The following is a 17755-nucleotide window of genomic DNA, read 5'->3' on the forward strand; positions in this document are numbered from 1 at the left end:
CGGCACGTGCGCCGCTACTTTGCGGGAGCGTAGTTGTAGATGGACGGCACGGCCTGCTGAAGCTCGGGCTGGACGTCAATCTTCTTGTTGCTGAAGTACATCTGGTTCAAACGGAACATGGGCACGAACCAGGCGTTCTTGGTGACGTTTTCGTTGACCTTCTTGGCCAGCTCGGCACTGTTCGCCCCGCCGTTCTGGACGGCCTTGATCATCGCCGTCAGCTCCGGGTCCTCGTTCTTGAAGGGGTTGTACAACGCAGTGGTGGAGACCATCTGGTTGATGGCCACCCACGGCTCGCCCTGGTAGAGGTTGAAGGTTGCTGCGGCGTACTTCCCCGCAGCCATGTCGGAAACATAGTTGGCGTCCGGGATGGACTCGGTCTGCAGGGTGATGCCGACGTCGGACAACTGCTGCTTGAACACGGCGTTGATCGGGTCGTAGCTCGCAACAGTCGGGATTTTCAGGGTGAATCCCTTGGGGTACCCGGCTTCGGCCAACAGTGCCTTGGCCTTGGCGGGGTCGTAGGGGTAGGTGTTGTCCAGCTCGGGGACATAGGCGCCGCTCTCGGGGCCGAAGACCTGGTCGGTAACGGTGCCCTCGTTCAGGTACTGCTGCGCAAGGATCGTCTTGCGGTCAAAGGCGTAGTTCATGGCCTGGCGCACCTTGACGTTGGCCAAGGCGGGGTTGATCTTGCCGTCGCGGTCGTAAAGCAGAATGCCCTGCCAGTCCACCTGGCTCTTGTGGGGCACCATGCCGGCGCCTTCAGCCTGCTTGCCGGACTTGGGGTCCAGCAGTGCGGCGTCGACCTGCCCGGAGACCAGGGCGTTGGTGCGTGCCGTCAGGTCCACCAGGTACTTGATGGTGACCTTGTCAAACTTCTGCAGGTCCTTGTCCCAGTAGCCGGAGCGCTTGGTGAAGACGTACTGGGACCCCTTCACGGAGCTCTTGGCGTCGTAGACGTAGGGGCCCGAGCCGTCCGGAACGGTCTTGATGCCGTCCGTACCGATCGCCTTGGGGCTCGCCTGAAGGCCCAGCGCCTGGGTCAGGTAGTAGCTGAAGGCCGGGTCGGGAGAATTCAGGGTGATGGCGATGGTGGAGGGGTCCACCACGTCGACGCTCTTCATCGAGGCTGCCTGGTAGGCGTCAGTGCCCTTGGCTGCCTTGAAGTGGTCCAGGTTGGCCTTGGCGGCAGCGGCGTCGAACTTGGCTCCGTCGCTGAAGGTGACGTCCGTGCGCAACTTCAGCGTCAGGACGGTGTTGTCCTTGTTGTAGGACCACTCGGTGGCCAGCATGGGCACGAGCTTGCCGTCAGGCGCCCGGCGGATCAGGGAGTCATACACCGCCTGGTAGATCGGCATCCGGTGGCCGATGTGTGCATCCGTGGGGTCGAAGGTCTTCAAGTCTTGGAGGCTGGCCAGGGTGAGCGTCGTGGCGGCCGCGCCGCCACCGCCGCCGCTAGCGCTCGTGCCGCCGCCGCAGGCGGTCAGGGCAATGGCTGCGGCGGCAAGAACTGCCAGTGCCGAGGATTTTGGACCAAACTTCATCGTTGGCTCCTAATGGTTGAAAAGTAGACGTTTTGCCGATCGTGGTGAACGCCACCCGATGTGGCATACGTCTCACAGTACTGGCGTTGGCAGCTTTTGGCAACCGATTGTCATAGAAGTTTGCTGAAGTTCCAGGCCATGGTTTCATTGGGCCGAGATTCCTTGGAATTTCGGCCAATGCGGATCGGGAACCGATTGCCTGAGCGACCGAGCGTGGGGCATACGAGGTCCGTGCGGTGCATGCCGGGCGGCGAGTGCGGGAGGACTCGCGCATGGGTCTCGACAAGCTTGACCACCGACGGACTAGGTGGGTGGTGTTTTTCGTTTGGTGGCGTGGCGGTCAACGGGCGTGGGCTGTCTCCTTGGGAAAATTGAGGTGGACAGATTCCCGGAACTCAGGAGTGATCGATGACGTTGGGTCTGGCGCCGACGCAGGGTGACCTGCTGCGTGGCACCGTCGGCTATTGTCAGGGCTTGGTGCCGGAGGACTCGATTTATGCGGTGCTGCATCGGGAGTGCTTTAACCTCTTCCCGGACGGGATGTTCGCTGACCTGTTCACCGATGTGGGCCGGCGCTCCGTGCCGCCGATGATCGTGGCGGTCGTGATGGTCCTGCAGCGGATCGAGGGCTGTTCGGACCGGGAGGCGGTGGACCGGTTCGCCTTTGACGCACGGTGGAAGTACGCCGCCGGCGGGCTGGCCTTTGACCATCCGGGGTTCGTGCACACGGTGCTGGTGGACATGCGGGCGCGCCTGGCCGCCTCGGATGCTCCGGACCGGATCTTTCAGGCGACCCTGGAGGCGGCGAGGGCTGCCGGGCTGGTGGGGCGCAAGCGGGTGCTGGATTCGACCCCGTTGTATGATGCGGTCGCCACGATGGACACCGTGACGCTTATCCGCTCGGCAATCCGGGGCCTGCTGCGGGTCGCCGACGCGGGCCTGGAGGCCCGGCTGCGCGCCGTGCTCACCCGCGATGATGAGTATGTTTCGGCGGGGAAGCCGGTCTGCGCCTGGGACGATGCGGCCGCCCGGACGGAGGTCGTGGATGCGTTGGCGAAGGACGGGCACGCGGCCCTGGCCCTGCTTGACGGGCAGCAAGTATCGGATGTTGTGGCCCGGGTCGGGGAACTGCTGGCGACCGTTCTGGGCCAGGACCTGGATTGCGTGGACGGGGTGTTCCGCATTGCCCGGCGGGTCGCGAAGGACCGGGTGATTTCCACCGTCGACCTCGAGGCCCGGCACGGGCACAAGACCGCCGCGCGCGGCTTCGACGGGTACAAGGGCCATCTGGCGATCGACCCGGACAGTGAGATCATCACCGCGACCGATGCCACGGCCGGGAACACCGGCGACGCGGACCCGGCCGCCGGACTCCTCGCCGGCGAACTGGGCATCCCTGCCTCCCCGGATCCGGCGGATGAATCCGCAGGCCAGGACACGGAAAAGGACCTTGGCCAGGACACTGGCGACGGCCACGACGGACCGGCCATCGAGGCCGGCGACGGCCACGACGAGCCCGCCCCGGATGCCGGCGACGAGGCCGGCCGGGGCGTGGACGGCGGCGGCGCCCGGGAGCAGGATCGTCTGGCCGTGTATGGGGATGCCGCGTACGGGGCCGGGGCGTTGCTGGTGGCGCTTGAGGCGGCCGGGGCTACCGTGATGGTGAAGGTTCAGCCGCCGGTGGCCCCGGGCGGGCGTTACGCCAAGGACCGTTTCACCGTCGACACCGCTGCCGGAACGGTGACCTGTCCCGCAGGGGTGACCGTGCCCATCCGCCAGGCGAAGGCCGGCGGCGGAACCGCCGCCTTCGGTGCCGCCTGCGCGGCCTGCCCGCTGGCCGGCGCCTGCACGGCCTCCAGGTCCGGGCGGACGATCAGCATCGGCCCGTACGAGGCCGAACTGGTCAGGGCCCGCCACACACAACAGGATCCGGGGTGGCTGGCCGAGTACCGGGCCACCCGCCCGAAGGTCGAACGCAAGATCGGCCACCTGATGCGCCGCAAGCACGGCGGGCGCCGGGCAAGGGTCCGGGGCCTGGCCAAGGTAAAGGCCGATTTCTCCCTGCTGGCCGCCGCCGTCAACATCGCCCGGCTTGGCGTGCTCAAAATCAGCCGGATCGCCCCCTCCGCACCGGCGGTGGTCCCGGCATGAGGGCCGGGAAGGTGCTTCCCGGACCCAGGCCGCCCCGGGAAGGGCCTCGCCGGCCCCCAGCCGCCCCCTGCAGGCCCGAAAATGGGTGCCGGCGGCAAAATCCGACCAAACCCCTGCGGCGCCGACCGTCCTCACAGCGCCGAAAAATTGACCCCCACCCGCAACGACGCAACATAAACAGCCGTTCGACACCACCCACCTAGGAGACCCGCGCCACCGCATCCGGATAGCTCTGGCGGTATACGTCCTTGATGATCCGCAGTGTCTTCTGCGCCTCGGCCGGGTCAATCCAGAACGCGCCGTTCTGCCCCAGCTGCGCGTAGAAATCGGCGATGAGGAGCCGGTGCGAGACGCCCCAATAGTCCCGGCCGCCACTCTCGGCGCGACGCTCCGGGATCACCTCGACGCGACCGTCGGCATAGGTGACGGTCAGGTCCCCGCGCAGGCTCAGCGTCGCGGCCTCGGTCACGATGTCGACCGTGACGGGCGCATTGACGGCGTTGGCAAGCGTGGCATAAAAGACACTGCTGGCACCCGTGGCATGGGTCAGGACCAGTTCGGCCGTATCCTCCACATCGATGGTGTCGCCGAGCACGTGGGTGGCCGCGCTGCCACGGACGGCGGTGACATCGCCCACCAGCCATTGCAGCAGGTCGAGGGTGTGGATGGCCTGGTTCATCAGCAGCCCGCCACCGCCGCCCGCCCAGCTGCCGCGCCAGGGCCGGTTCCGGTAGTAGTCGGCACCGCGGTGCCACATGACGGTGCCGGAGCCGCCCAGCACCCGGCCCAACTCCCCCGTCGCCAACATCGCGTGCATGGCCTGGGCGGTGGCGTTGTAGCGGTTCTGGAAGCAGATGCCAATCCGCGCCGAGCTGCTTGCGGCGGCCTCAACCAGGCGCCGGCCCTCCTCGAGGGTGTTGGCCAGCGGCTTCTCGGCAATGACATTCACGCCGCGTTCCAGCGCGTCGACGGCCGGTTGCACGTGCTGGTTGTGCGGGGTGCAGACATGGACGACGTCGGGACTCGCCTGTGTGAGCATCGTCATGTGGTCCTGGTACCCCGGCACGCGCCGGGTGGCCACGGCCGCGGACAACCGGTCCGGATCGGTGTCGCACACGGCCACCAGCTCGGCGCCGTCGATCGCGTCGATGGCGTCGAAGTGGACGGTGGAGACGTCCCCGCATCCAATAATGGCTACCCGTGGCATGTGGACTCCCAAGTTTCTTGTGCTGGCCGATTGTTCACCGTGTTCACGCCCGGCACCGGAATCAGGCCAGCGTGGCGCCGAGGCGGTCGGTCATGGTGCGGAAGGCGCGTGCGGCCTCGCCGAACGCGCCGGGCCCGGAGAAGCCGCCCAGCTCGTGCGCGCTGGCCAGGTGGGGTTCGAGCGAGGCGAAACCGGCGTACCCGTCGGCGATGAGGGCGGCCAGCGTTTCCTCCAGTTCGCCGTCGCCCTGACCGGTGGGCACCACCTCGCCGCTGCCGGCGATGGCGTCCTTGACCTGCAGGTATTCCAGGTACGGCCGGAGCATGGCGTAGGCGTCGGTGAACGGCCGGACGCCCACCTGGACGAAGTTGGCATTGTCCCACGCCGCGCGCAGGGCCGGGGAGTCCACCGTTTGCATGATGTCCAGGACACGCTCCGGGGTGTCTCCGTAGATGTCCTTCTCGTTCTCGTGCAGCAGCACCATGCCGGCCTTTTCGGCCTCCGCCGCAAGCAGTTTCATGCGCTCCATGACGGCATCGCGGATGTCCTCGAGCGTCTGCTGCGCCCCACGGAAGTAGGAAAAGATGCGGATGTAGCGGGTGTCCAGGGCCTGCGCCACGGAGATGATGCGACGCAGCCGGACCACCTCGTGGTCGGCCGGCAGGCCGACGTCGACCTTGCCGATCGGGCTGGCTACGGCGGAGACCTTGAGCCCGGCGCCGTCGAGGATCTCCTTGAGCCGGGCCACCTGCACCGGCTCAAGCTCCACAACGTTCGTGCCCCACGCACTGCGAACCTCGATGTGGCCAGCCCCCAGGGCGAGCATGACGGCCGCCTGGACCGCCGGATCGGGGTCGATCTCGTCCCCGAAGCCGGAGAGCGTCCAGGTTGCGTGGTTGGCGTTGGACATACGGGCCTCCATACGATTCTTCAGCCGGGGTCGGCGGCTCGGGCTAGAGCAACACCTTGCGGTGTGACCGACCACACATGCTAATGCGTTACACCGAGCCTAGGGCATTCAGGCGAGTTTTGACAACCGATTGCCAAAATGTGGCAATGGTTCTATGGTGGCAGTGCAGGACAGTGTCGTCCATCACATCGATGTCCCTCGTGATTCTGCCCGCAACCTGCTGGATCCCTCCTAGGACGTGCCCATCATGACTGTTCCCACAGGCGTTTCGCCGGACCGGCCCGCCACCATCCACGACGTGGCCGCCCTGTGTGGCGTCGCGGCCTCCACCGTGTCCCGTGCCCTGTCGATGCCGGAGCGGGTGAATTTCCGCACCCGTGCCCGCATCGAGGCCGCGGCGGCGCAGCTGAACTACGTCCCCAACGCACAGGCCAAGGCGCTCAGTTCCGGACGCACCAAGGCCGTCGCCGTCCTCGTGGCCGACATCACGAACCCCTTCTTCTTCGACATCATCCGCGGCACGCAGCTCCAGCTCAAGGCCGCGGGCTACACCCAGTTGCTGGTGGACACCGAGGAGTCGGACGAGGTCGAGGCCATCACGCTGGAGCAGTTGCGGCAGACCGCCGACGGCGTCATCCTGACCGCGCCCCGCCTCGGCGACGAGGCACTGGCCCGGGCCGCCGACAAGCTCCCCCTGGTCACCATCAACAGGGACATCCCCGGCATCCCCTCGGTCGTCCTCGACACGCCGACGGCGACGAACCAGGCGCTGGACCACCTGCTTTCCCTCGGCCACGAACGCATCGCCTTCATTGCCGGGCCGGACGGCTCCAGCTCCAGCCAACGGCGCTGGGCGGCCTTGTCCGCCGCCGCGCAGGACCGTGGTGCCGACGTCACCCGCCTGGGGCCGTTCGCGCCACGAACGTATTCGGGCGCCGCCGCCGCCGACGCCGCCGTGCACAGCGGCGCCACCGCGTGCATCGTCTTCAACGACCTCATCGCCATCGGCATGCTGCAACGCCTGCGCGAACGCGGTGTCCGCGTCCCCACGGACATGAGCATCGTGGGGTGCGACGACATCTTCGGCGCGGACTTCTGCAGCCCGCCGCTGACCACCGTCACCGCACCCGTGGAGCAGGCCGGCCGGGTGGCCGTGACCATGCTGCTGGGAAAGATAAATCCCGGCTACGGCGTATCGCCGCGGCGTCATTCGGTGGTGCCGACCCACTTGACCATCCGGGCCTCCACCGGGCCGGTTCCCGCCGACCGGCCGTAGGGCAATCCCGCGCCGGACAAACCCTTCGGCGGAAAGTTCCCGACACACTGTGTGACTCACCTCGCAGATTGGCCGGGAGCCCGGTTAGCTCACTAGACTTGCACACGGTATGGGTTGCATGTCGCCATACCACGACGATGCGCCGGGCGGACGATCCGTGCGACAGCGGGCCATTAGAACTCATGGAAGAGGCGTATTACACGTGCCAGAGCAATCAAGTCACCGTCTACCGGAAGAATTTGGCGGAAACGAGTGGCTCGTCGATGAGCTGTACGAGCGGTACCAGGCGGACAAGAACTCGGTGGATTCCAAGTGGTGGCCGTTGTTTGCGGAGTTTGATTCCGATGCCGCGGCCGGCAACGGCCGGCACGCCAATCCGGTGACACGCGAGATCCCGGTCGTCCCCGCCGCCCCTGCGGCCACGGTTCCCCCCACGCCCGCGGCACCCCCTGTGGCACCGCCGTCGTCCGCTCCCCCGGCCCCGGCCGCCGCTCCCGCCGCCCGCCGCGCGGCCCCCGCCAAGGACGCCGCCCGTGACGGCACCACCCCGATCCCCGCCCAACTGCCCAAGACGGCACGGGACATGTCCGCCGCCGAGGAGTCCGTCACCACCGTGCTGCGCGGCCCCGCCAAGGCCATCGCCGCGAACATGATCACCAGCCTCGAGGTGCCCACCGCCACCAGCGTGCGCGCCATCCCGGCCAAGCTGCTGATCGACAACCGCCTCGTCATCAACTCCAACCTTGCCCGCGCCCGTGGCGGCAAGGTCTCCTTCACGCACCTGATCGGCTACGCCGTGATCAAGGCGCTGGGCCAGTTCCCGTCGATGAACGTCTCCTACGACGAGATCGACGGCAAGCCGGTGGCCATCCAACACCCGCACGTGAACTTCGGCATCGCCATCGACATGCCCAAGCCGGACGGGTCGCGCCTGCTCGTGGTGCCGAACATCAAGCGCGCCGAGACCATGAACTTCTCCGAGTTCTGGCACACCTACGAGGACCTGATCAAGCGGGCCCGCAGCGGCAAGCTGACCGCCGACGACTATGCCGGCACCACCGTGTCGCTGACGAACCCGGGCGGCATCGGCACCGTGCACTCCGTGCCGCGCCTGTCCAAGGGCCAGGCGGCCATCATCGGTGTCGGCGCGCTGGACTACCCGGCGGACTCGCAGGGCTCCAGCCCGAAGATCCTGGCGCAGAACGCCGTCAGCAAGGTCCTGACACTGACCTCGACGTACGATCACCGCGTCATCCAGGGCGCGGGCAGCGGCGAATTCCTGCGGATCGTCCACCAGCTGCTGCTCGGCAGCCAGGACTTCTACGACGAGATCTTCGAATCGCTGCGCATCCCGTACGAGCCGGTCCGCTGGAGCACCGACCGGCAGGTCGACCCGGCCGACCAGATCAACAAGGTCGCCCGCATCCAGCAGCTGATCCACTCCTACCGCGTGCGCGGGCACCTGATGGCCGACACCGACCCGCTGGAGTACCGCCAGCGCAAGCACCCGGACCTCGACGTGCTCACGTACGGCCTGACCCTGTGGGACCTGGACCGCGAATGGCCCACCGGCGGGTTCGGCGGCAAGACCAAGCTGCCGCTGCGCGACATCCTCGGCGTGCTCCGCGACGCCTACTGCCGCACCACCGGTGTCGAGTACATGCACATCCAGGAGCCGGAGCAGCGCGACTGGTTCCAGGATCAGCTCGAGCACCCGTATTCGAAGCCCAGCCGCGAGGAGCAGCTGCGCATCGTCTCCAAGCTCAACGCCGCCGAGGCGTTCGAGACGTTCCTGCAGACCAAGTTCGTCGGCCAGAAGCGCTTCTCGCTCGAGGGCGGCGAGTCGCTGATCCCGCTGCTGGACTCGATCATCTCCGACGCGGCCGACGACGGCCTCGACGAGGTCGCCATCGGCATGGCCCACCGCGGCCGGTTGAACGTGCTGACGAACATCGCGGGCAAGACGTACGCCCAGGTGTTCCGCGAATTCGAGGGCGTGCAGGACCCGCGCAGCGTGCAGGGCTCCGGCGACGTGAAGTACCACCTCGGCACGGAGGGCACGTTCACCTCCGACGCCGGCAACGTCACGAAGGTCTACCTGGCCGCCAACCCCTCCCACCTGGAGGCCGTCGACGGCGTCCTCGAGGGCATCGTGCGGGCCAAGCAGGACCGTCTGGACCAGGGCGAGAAGTTCCCGGTGCTGCCGATCATGGTGCACGGCGACGCCGCGTTCGCCGGCCAGGGCGTGGTCGCCGAGACGCTGAACCTGTCCCAGCTGCGCGGCTACCGCACCGGCGGCACCATCCACGTCGTGGTCAACAACCAGGTCGGCTTCACGACGGCGCCGTCGTCGTCGCGTTCCTCGGTGTACTCGACCGATGTGGCGAAGATGATCCAGGCGCCCGTGTTCCACGTCAACGGCGACGACCCGGAGGCCGTGGTCCGCGTCGCCGAGCTGGCCTACCAGTTCCAGCAGCGCTTCCACAAGGACGTCGTCGTCGACCTGGTGTGCTACCGCCGCCGGGGCCACAACGAGGGCGACGACCCGTCGATGACGCAGCCGCTGATGTACAACCTGATCGAGGCCAAGCGGTCCGTGCGCCGGCTGTACACGGAGGCCCTGATCGGCCGCGGCGACATCACCGAGGACGAGGCCACGCAGCTGCTGCGCGACTACCAGGAACGCCTGGAGCGCGTGTTCGCCGAGACGCATGCGGCGCAGACGTCGCCCATCCCGATCATCACCTCCGATTCGCAGGCCGTCTCCGACCTGGAACGCCCGATTGCCCAGCAGGCCGACGCCGGCTTCAACGAGCCGCGCTCGACGGCCATCTCCGCGGAGCTGCTGGCCCGCATCGGCGCCGCGCACACACGCATCCCGGAGGGCTTCACGGTCCACCAGAAGCTCATGGCGCTGCTCGAGAAGCGCGAGGCGATGTCGCGCGAGGGCCAGATCGATTGGGGCTTCGGCGAGCTGGCCGCGTTCGGGTCGCTGCTCGTCGAGGGCGTGCCGATTCGGATGGCCGGGCAGGATTCGCGCCGCGGCACGTTCGTCCAGCGCCATGCCGTGTTCCACGACCGTGACAACGGCAAGGAGTGGACGCCGCTGCGCGAACTGAGCGACGACCAGGCGAAGCTGTGGATCTACGACTCGCTGCTGTCCGAGTACGCCGCCATGGCGTTCGAGTACGGCTACTCGGTGGAGCGTCCCGACGCGCTGGTCGTGTGGGAGGCCCAGTTCGGCGACTTCGCCAACGGCGCCCAGACGGTCGTTGACGAGTTCATCTCCTCCGCCGAGCAGAAGTGGGGGCAGCGTTCGTCGCTGGTGCTCATGCTGCCCCACGGCTACGAGGGCCAGGGCCCGGACCATTCCTCCGCCCGCATCGAGCGCTACCTGCAGCTGTGCGCGGAGAACAACCTGGTCATCGCAAACCCGACCACGCCGGCGTCGCACTTCCACCTGCTGCGCCGCCAGGCCTACAGCAAGCCGCGCAAGCCGCTGGTCATCTTCACCCCGAAGCAACTGCTGCGCCTGAAGGCGGCCGCGTCCAGCGTGGAGGACTTCACGCAGGGCACGTTCCGGACCGTCATCGGCGATGCCACGATCAGCGACGACACCGCCGTGGACCGGGTCCTGCTGGTCTCGGGGCGCATGTACTACGACCTGATCGCCGCGCGCGAGAAGGCGCAGGACACGAGGATCGCGATCGTCCGCGTCGAGCAGCTGTACCCGCTGCCGCTGGAGGAGATCAAGGCGGAACTGGCCAAGTACCCGAACGCCGACGTCGTGTGGACCCAGGACGAGCCCGCCAACCAGGGCCCGTGGCCGTTCATGGGCCTGAACCTGGCGCCCGAGCTGGACCGGAAGCTGCACCGCGTCTCCCGGCCGGCCTCGGCGTCCACGGCGTCCGGCTCCGCGAAGCACCATGCGGTCGAGGAGACCCTGCTGATCCGGCAGGCCTTCGAGCGCAACTAGTCCCCGGCGGCCCCCACTGCTCGCAGGCTCGCAGCGGGACCCTCGCCGCCGTGGGCCCANCCCAGCGGCCCCCACTGCTCGCAGGCTCGCAGCGGGACCCTCGCCGCCGTGGGCCCATCCGGATGCCCGGCCTGGTCCCCCGGGCCGNGGCATCCGTCATGAATGGCATCTACGAAAGGTTTACCGTGGAGCATCGGAAACTGCGGATCGCCGCGGTCGGCGACGAACTGGTGGCGGGCGTTGGCGATCCCCGCGCGCTCGGGTGGTTGGGCCGCGTGCTCGCGCGCACCCCCCAGGACGACGTCTCCGTGGAGTCGTTCGTGCTGGCCAGTCCGCAGGAAGGCACGGAGGCCCTGGCCGCCCGGTGGCTGCAGGAGGCCGGGCGCCGCTTCGACGATTTCCATGAGAACCGCCTCGTCGTCGGCCTCTCCGGCCGGGACATCGAGTTCGGGCTCACGACGGCGCGCAGCCGGTTGAACCTGGCCAACATCCTCGACGGAGCGTCGCAGCTGAACATCCCCGTGTTCGTGGTCGGCCCGCCGCCGAGCCTGGACCCGGCGCTCAACCGCAAGCTGGCGGACCTGAACGCGGCGTTCGCGGATGTCACCACGCGACGCAAGCACTCCTATGTCGACACGTTCGCGCCGCTGCAGAACCACGAGCAGTGGCGCACCGACCTGGCCGCGAACGCCGGCTCCCCCGGACAGGCCGGCTACGGTCTGATGGCCTGGCTGGTGTTGCACCGCGGCTGGCACCAGTGGTTGAACATCCCCGAGGCGAACTAGTCCCCACGCCCGAGGGGCCCTTCGCGATATAGCTTGTCTTCCCGCATTTCGCGTTATATCGTGTCTTTCATCGACACGATATAACGCGATTCTGTAGGAGGGATCATGAATGCTGAAAGCTGGACCGTCACCGACGCGGAAACGTTGGAACTCGACGGTGTCACGGAGGTCAAGGCCTACCTGGTGAAGGGGCGCGTCGACGTCATCGCCACGGACAGCCGCACGGCCACGGTCGAGGTCAGCGAGGTGACCGGTCCACCGCTGAACATCTCGTTCAAGGACGGGACGCTGAAGATCGAGCACCTCGACTCCACGAACTGGCTCCAACGCATCGTCAACTTCAACTCGTCCGCCCGCGCCGTCGTCAGCGTCATGGTGCCCACCGGCACGGCCGTCACGGCGGCGACGGTCAGCGGCGACGGCATGGTCAGCGGCAGCACGGCCTCAACGAGCCTGAAGACCGTCTCCGGCTCGTTGATGGCGGACGCGACCGAGGGCATGCTGACCGCGGACACGGTCAGCGGCGAAATCATCGCCCGCGACCACGCCGGGCACTTCGTGGCCAAGAGTGTCTCCGGCGAGATCACGGCGTCGGGCGCCCTCGACGACGTGCGCGCCAACACCGTTTCCGGCAACCTGAATTTCGACATCCAGGGCAGCCCGCGCAGCTTTTCCTCCAACAGTGTCTCCGGCGATGTCACTGTCCGCGTGCCGGCCCACGTCGGCCTGGATGTGTCGTCGAAGTCGGCCTCGGGCACCATCGTCGTCGACAACGAGCACTACACCGGAACCGCCCAGAGCGTCCGTGTGAACAGCGGACCCGGCAGTCCGCGCATGATCACGCGCACGACGTCGGTCTCGGGAAACGTGACGATCGTGCACGCCGAGCCGGTCCACGACGCCGCCGGCGATGCCGGGGGGGTGCAGCCGTAATGCCGTCCGTCTTTGCCCACGGCGCCCTGCGCCTGTACCTGCTGGCCCTGCTGGAGGAGGGGCCCAAGCACGGCTACGAGGTCATCCGCGCGCTCAGTGACAGGTTCGGCGGGACCTACTCCCCCAGCGCCGGGACCGTGTACCCGCGCCTGGCCAAACTCCAGGAGGAGGGCCTGGTGGCCACCACCCTGGATGGCCGGCGCACCATCTACACGATCACCGAAGCCGGCCTGGCCGAGCTGGAGCGGCGGCGCGACGAACTGGCGGGCATCGAGACGGACATCGCCGCCTCGGTGCGCCGGCTCGCCGACGACCTGCGCACCGATATCCGCGAGAACATGCGAGGATTGCGGGCAGAGCTGGCCGCCAGCGCGGAGACCGCCAAGAACAATGCGCGACGCCGGCCCGCACCGACCGCCGTGGCCGACGGTACCGCTCGCCTCAAGGAGGCGGAGCGGTTGCTGCAGGCCTTCCGGGACGACCTGCGCGTCGAACTGCGCCTCCACTCGGCCCACAACGGGATCGAACCGCTGACGGTGGAAACGATCCGCACCGTGCTCGACCAGGCCCGGATCTCCATCACGGCCACGCTGCGCCGGTGAGCGGCACGTCCCTGGTTAGGTGGGGCGGTGCCGCTTATGGGAGACTGGGGAGGGCCCACGCTTGCCAGGTTCCCAAGAAATCGCCTTAGCGATTTATTGGACCGGCAAGTGGGGACTTGTTCAGATCTTTGTTGAAGATTGGAGGCAGCTATGTCGAAGCGAGCACGCAAGCGTCGTGACCGGAAGCGTGGCGGCGCTAACCACAGTAAGCGCCCCAACACCTGAGTCTTGCGCAGAAGCGATCCCGGCCCCCGGCACCCTCATGGTGCCGGGGGCCGTGTCGTTGCCAAACCGATCGGGGCCGGACCGGGGTCCCAGCACCATCGATCCAGACGACATCTATCGGAACCGCAGCGGCCCGTGCTGCCGAAACTAAGGTGGGTCGCTGTCGCGCTGCCCATCCGCCAGAGCCTGGACCTCCGGGGCCAGAGCTCGTGGCGAATGCTCAGACTGCCATTCAACACTCGGTTCAGGTGGCGCTGCCGCGGAGCAACCGTGCCCGTTGCTGTGGATCTACCGCAGCCAGACTGGCGGCCATGGCCAAGCCGAAGGCGCCGTCCAACACCGCCCGGTCCGCGGACGCGGAGGAACCGTGGGCGGCAAACTCGGCCGTGTGGTGAACGGCGCCGCCCACGTTGTAACCGAGCAGCGGATGGATGCTCGGCACCAGCTGGGAGACGTTGCCCATGTCCGTGGATGCCACCGGCTCCTCGTTGAAGACGACCTCCCTCCCCCGGGCTGCCATCGCCTTCCGGTACGCCTCGGAGAGGAACCGGTCCTGCCGCAGTTCCGCATAGGCGTTACCCGTAGGTGTGGCGGTGAGTGTACTGCCGGTGGCATGTGCGCCAGCCTCAAGGCAGCGCCGCACGCGATCCTCGATAACGCGCAGCTTCGCGAGGCTGGGCGAACGCATTTCCACGCTGGCCCGAGTGCGCTCAGGGATGACGTTGGCGGCGCTCCCGCCTTCTGTGACGATCAGCGAAACTATGGAGCCAGACGGAAGCTGTTGCCGTGCCAGGGCAATGGCGGTTTGCGCGATTACGAGGGCGTCCAGGGCATTGATCCCTTCCTCTGGCGCCGCAGCGGCGTGCGCCGGCCGGCCCTCGTAGAGCACGTTCCACATGCACATGGCCAAGGACGAGCCGCCAACCATGTCTTCGGCACCGGCGTGGGCCATCATGGCGAGTGAAACGTCCTCGAAATGGCCTTCCTTGATCAGGTCGACCTTGCCGCCGGTGGTCTCCTCCGCGGGGGTGCCCAGCACCTTGACGGTGATGCCGAGTTCCCCGGCTACGGTTGCCAGCGCGAGCGCCGCGCCCACGGTGGAAGCCGCGTTCACGTTGTGTCCGCAGGCGTGGCCAATATCCGGCAGGGCGTCGTATTCAACACAGAGCGCGACTACGAGCTCACCGGATCCGAACCGGGCGCTGAAGGCAGTGGGAAGCTCGGGCTGGGAGCCGTCAAAGCTGAAGCCGGCGGACCGGAGCAACGTACTGACTCGTTGGGCGGCCCTGAACTCTCGGCCGCCGAGTTCGGGATCGGCGTGAATCGCGTGGCTCAGCCCAAGGATTTCGGACTTCCAGCGCTCCAGGGCCGAAGAGACGCTGCGTTCGATTCCGGTCTCGGAGGCCGGGGCCAGCCCGACAGGCTTCGGAACAGTAGTTTTCAGACCCGCCGTGTTCATGCGGGGACCTCCGTTGCCTGCCGCTTGGGATAGCGGGCAGAAGCTACCGCTGCGATCAGCGCTGCCACGGCCAATACACCCCAGATGAAGATGAGGCCGCCGTTGCTGATGTGCCCGGACTCGGCGGAGGATGAGGAGATGAGTTTCACGACGGCGGCGCCCACGGCGATGCCGGCTGTCAAGGCCAGTTCGTTGAGTCCGGCCGCCGTCGAGGTCTCCTCCAGCGGCACGCCCTCCACGGACAACGCCCGGGTCCCTGCCTGGTAGATGCCAAGGCTCAGGTTGAGCATTGCGAACCCGGCGCAGTACCCGGCCAGGGAGCCGTGGGCGACGGCCATGACCGCGAAGCCGCCGGCCAGCAGAAGGCCCGCGAAGACAAGGGTGGCGCGTTCGCCGAACACTCTGAGCACCCGCGCGGTCAACAGCGAAGATACCAGCGAGAACACGGACGCCGCGGCGAGGACGATGGCGATCATGAGGGGGCTGAGACCAAATCCGTAGCCTGTTTTGGCGGGGCTGGCGTGCAGAAAGATCCCGTTCGTACCGAAGTAGCTGATGGATGCGAAGCCGAAGAAGAACGTGGCCAATGAGACTGTGCGGATACGCGGATTGGCGAGCATGCGCAGGTCCATGAACCTCTTCCCGCTCTCCGGGCTCCGGGCGTCGAGCACAGCCCAGAAGGCCAGCAGCGCGAGTCCCACAAGTCCGGATCCGAGCGTCCGAGCATCCAGCCAGCCCCAGTCCGGGCCCATCGAAAGGGCCACGACGAAGCCGATCAGGCCGAGGGAACAGGCCAGCAGGGGCACGAGGGCGATTCCCTCCCGCGTCGGGGTGCCGGCGTCGGGCAACAGGAAGGAACAGACAAGGGCAACCACGGCAAAGGGCACAGCCACCCAGAAACCGAGCGTGGGGTCGTTGACGCCGACAATCCCTGCCAGCAGCCCACCTGCGCCGACCATGATCATGAGCATGCCGATCATCACGCTGACGCCCGTGCGGGTGTGCGCGGGGCTGCTCACCCGCAGGATTCCCATCATCAGCGGAATGAAGCCCACAACGCAGGTGAGCAGGACAATGCCGACGGTCACTGTCCACAGCGACGGCCACAGCGCCATCATGAGTACCGCCAGTGCGACGACGGCTGTTGACCAGCGAAGCACAAGTCTGTATCCGTAGCTGTCGCCGGGCCGGGAGATGATCGGCGTGAGCACGGCAAAGCTGACGTTCGAGATCAGGAAGATGCCGTTGATGGTCGGATCATCGATCGAGAAGACGGGCCCGAGCGCGGGCAGGATGGGGTTCAGGTAGCCCTGGGTGACCCCGCTGAGGGATTCGATTAGGGCCATTGCCACGATCATGCCGGTGATCGTCCGGCGCGTGACGGCCGCCGTCGCCGGTGCCGCTGTCCTGCTTGCCATGTGCTTCCTTGTGGTTGGGGGCGCCGTGCGCCTGGAGTGATGCGAGTCACCACGCTAGTTCCTCATCCACGATCTCCCGATATATTGATGAAAAATCACCGCAGGAGTAAATAATCTGAAAGAATCGGCCATGATCTCCGAATTTGACCTTGAAATCGTGAACGCCCTGCAGATCAATCCCCGGGCGGACTGGTCCCGGGTGGCAGACGTGCTCGGCCTTTCCGGGCCCACCATCGCCCGCCGCTGGAACGCCCTCGCCGACCAAGGCCTTGCGTGGATCACCCCCGCCCCGGGGCCGCGCTATCTCAACGCCGGCTGGTCCGCATTCGTTCATCTGTCGTCCCTGCCGGGCGAGCATGAGGCGCTCATCCGGCGGCTCTGCGCCGAGCCCGCCTTCGGTACAGTGTCCCTGGTTTCGGGTCCGCACGATCTGTTCGTGGACTGCTTCGCGTCGAGCCACGAGGAACTCATGGGGATCGTCACCGGGGGGTTCGCGGACCTGCCGGGGGTGACGCGCAGGGAGGTTGTCTTTGTCACGGAGCTCTACCGGCAGGCTTCGGAATGGCGCAGCGGAACCCTGGAACCGGCGCTGGCGCGACTCATGGCAAAGGAGTCGCTGCCCACCCCGGCTGCCTACGCGCCGGACCGGCTGGATGCCACTCTGCTCGAGGAGTTGGCCCGCGATGGGCGCGCCAGTTGGGCAGAGCTGGGCGCCGCCTGCGGTGTGTCCCCCCAGACGGCAAGGAGGCGGGTGGAGCGGTTCCTCGCGGCCGGCTACATGACGATGAGGTGCGATACATCGGTCGCCGCCCAGCAGGGCCTGCGGGAGGTGAGTCTAAGTCTCAACGTTCCCGCGACCCAGGTTGACGCCATCGGCCGGTACTTCGCAGGCCTGCCGAGTTGCCGGTTGAGCGCACAGGTCCTGGGCGCGCAGAACCTGTTGGTGACACTGTGGGTCCGCGACTATCTGGAGGTCCAAGGTTATGAACGCGAGCTGGCAGCACGAGCCCCGGGAAGCACCGTGATCTCCCGGGAGGCGGTGGTGCGCACCTACAAGCGGCTCGGCCACCTGTTGGACGAGTCCGGGCGAAGCTGCGGCGTGGTCCCCCTGCCACTGTGGCGGGAGTCGTGGCACCCGCGCCGGGATCAGCCGGACACCCAACCGGGGCCGACCACTGCATAGTCGGTGCAGCACTGAGGAGGATTTGGCGTCATCTCACATTCTTCGTCGATGCGGAGTCCGCATCGGCGAAGAATGCCCGCACTCGG

Annotated in this window: 13 protein-coding genes; 8 read left to right on the forward strand and 5 right to left on the reverse strand. The window is 67.3% G+C overall.

Going from position 1 to position 17755, the window contains the following annotated elements; all coding sequences use genetic code 11:
* Positions 1-14 precede the first annotated feature (14 nt).
* Positions 15-1544: an ABC transporter substrate-binding protein gene (locus EJC77_RS00200; RefSeq protein ID WP_125609556.1), complete on the reverse strand. Its 1530-nt coding sequence runs from the start codon at positions 1542-1544 to the stop codon at positions 15-17.
* Positions 1545-1952: 408 nt separating this feature from the next.
* On the opposite strand from EJC77_RS00200, the gene EJC77_RS00205 reads away from it, so the two are divergent.
* Positions 1953-3695, forward strand: a complete 1743-nt coding sequence (locus EJC77_RS00205) for a transposase (protein WP_125609557.1) — start codon at positions 1953-1955, stop codon at positions 3693-3695.
* 199 nt (positions 3696-3894) lie between these two features.
* On the opposite strand, the gene EJC77_RS00210 is transcribed toward EJC77_RS00205, so the two are convergent.
* Both EJC77_RS00210 and EJC77_RS00215 read right to left on the reverse strand, forming a co-directional pair.
* On the reverse strand, positions 3895-4902 hold the full coding sequence (locus EJC77_RS00210; RefSeq protein ID WP_125609558.1) for a Gfo/Idh/MocA family protein: 1008 nt from the start codon (positions 4900-4902) through the stop codon (positions 3895-3897).
* Between the two features lie 61 nt (positions 4903-4963).
* Entirely contained in the window at positions 4964-5812 is an 849-nt protein-coding gene (locus EJC77_RS00215) for a sugar phosphate isomerase/epimerase family protein (RefSeq protein WP_125609559.1), read from the reverse strand.
* Between the two features lie 247 nt (positions 5813-6059).
* Between EJC77_RS00215 and EJC77_RS00220 the strand changes: the two genes are divergently transcribed.
* The 6 genes from EJC77_RS00220 (at position 6060) to EJC77_RS21485 (ending at position 13609) form a co-directional block, all read left to right on the forward strand.
* Entirely contained in the window at positions 6060-7088 is a 1029-nt protein-coding gene (locus EJC77_RS00220) for a LacI family DNA-binding transcriptional regulator (RefSeq protein WP_125609560.1), read from the forward strand.
* 202 nt (positions 7089-7290) lie between these two features.
* Positions 7291-11064 (forward strand): multifunctional oxoglutarate decarboxylase/oxoglutarate dehydrogenase thiamine pyrophosphate-binding subunit/dihydrolipoyllysine-residue succinyltransferase subunit, encoded by a 3774-nt coding sequence (locus tag EJC77_RS00225; RefSeq protein WP_125609561.1) that lies wholly within the window; start codon positions 7291-7293, stop codon positions 11062-11064.
* Between the two features lie 185 nt (positions 11065-11249).
* Complete coding sequence (locus tag EJC77_RS00230; RefSeq protein ID WP_205786731.1) at positions 11250-11849, forward strand: GDSL-type esterase/lipase family protein; 600 nt, start codon at positions 11250-11252, stop codon at positions 11847-11849.
* Positions 11850-11954: 105 nt separating this feature from the next.
* A complete protein-coding gene (locus tag EJC77_RS00235) occupies positions 11955-12782 on the forward strand; it encodes a DUF4097 family beta strand repeat-containing protein (protein ID WP_125609563.1) in 828 nt (275 codons plus the stop codon).
* Positions 12782-13384, forward strand: coding sequence for a PadR family transcriptional regulator (locus EJC77_RS00240; protein ID WP_125609564.1), 603 nt, complete (start codon positions 12782-12784; stop codon positions 13382-13384). The genes EJC77_RS00235 and EJC77_RS00240 overlap by 1 nt, the downstream gene beginning before the upstream one ends.
* Positions 13385-13534: 150 nt before the next feature.
* Complete coding sequence (locus tag EJC77_RS21485) at positions 13535-13609, forward strand: 50S ribosomal protein bL37 (protein WP_394940783.1); 75 nt, start codon at positions 13535-13537, stop codon at positions 13607-13609.
* 244 nt (positions 13610-13853) lie between these two features.
* On the opposite strand, the gene EJC77_RS00245 is transcribed toward EJC77_RS21485, so the two are convergent.
* Positions 13854-15068: a M20 family metallopeptidase gene (locus tag EJC77_RS00245; RefSeq protein WP_125609565.1), complete on the reverse strand. Its 1215-nt coding sequence runs from the start codon at positions 15066-15068 to the stop codon at positions 13854-13856.
* A complete protein-coding gene (locus tag EJC77_RS00250) occupies positions 15065-16486 on the reverse strand; it encodes an MFS transporter (protein WP_125609566.1) in 1422 nt (473 codons plus the stop codon). The genes EJC77_RS00245 and EJC77_RS00250 overlap by 4 nt, the downstream gene beginning before the upstream one ends.
* 130 nt (positions 16487-16616) lie before the next feature.
* On the opposite strand from EJC77_RS00250, the gene EJC77_RS00255 reads away from it, so the two are divergent.
* Positions 16617-17669, forward strand: coding sequence for an Lrp/AsnC family transcriptional regulator (locus EJC77_RS00255; protein WP_125609567.1), 1053 nt, complete (start codon positions 16617-16619; stop codon positions 17667-17669).
* Positions 17670-17755 lie beyond the last annotated feature (86 nt).

It is taken from the genome of Specibacter cremeus (genome assembly GCF_003946885.1).
GTDB lineage: Bacteria > Actinomycetota > Actinomycetes > Actinomycetales > Micrococcaceae > Specibacter > Specibacter cremeus.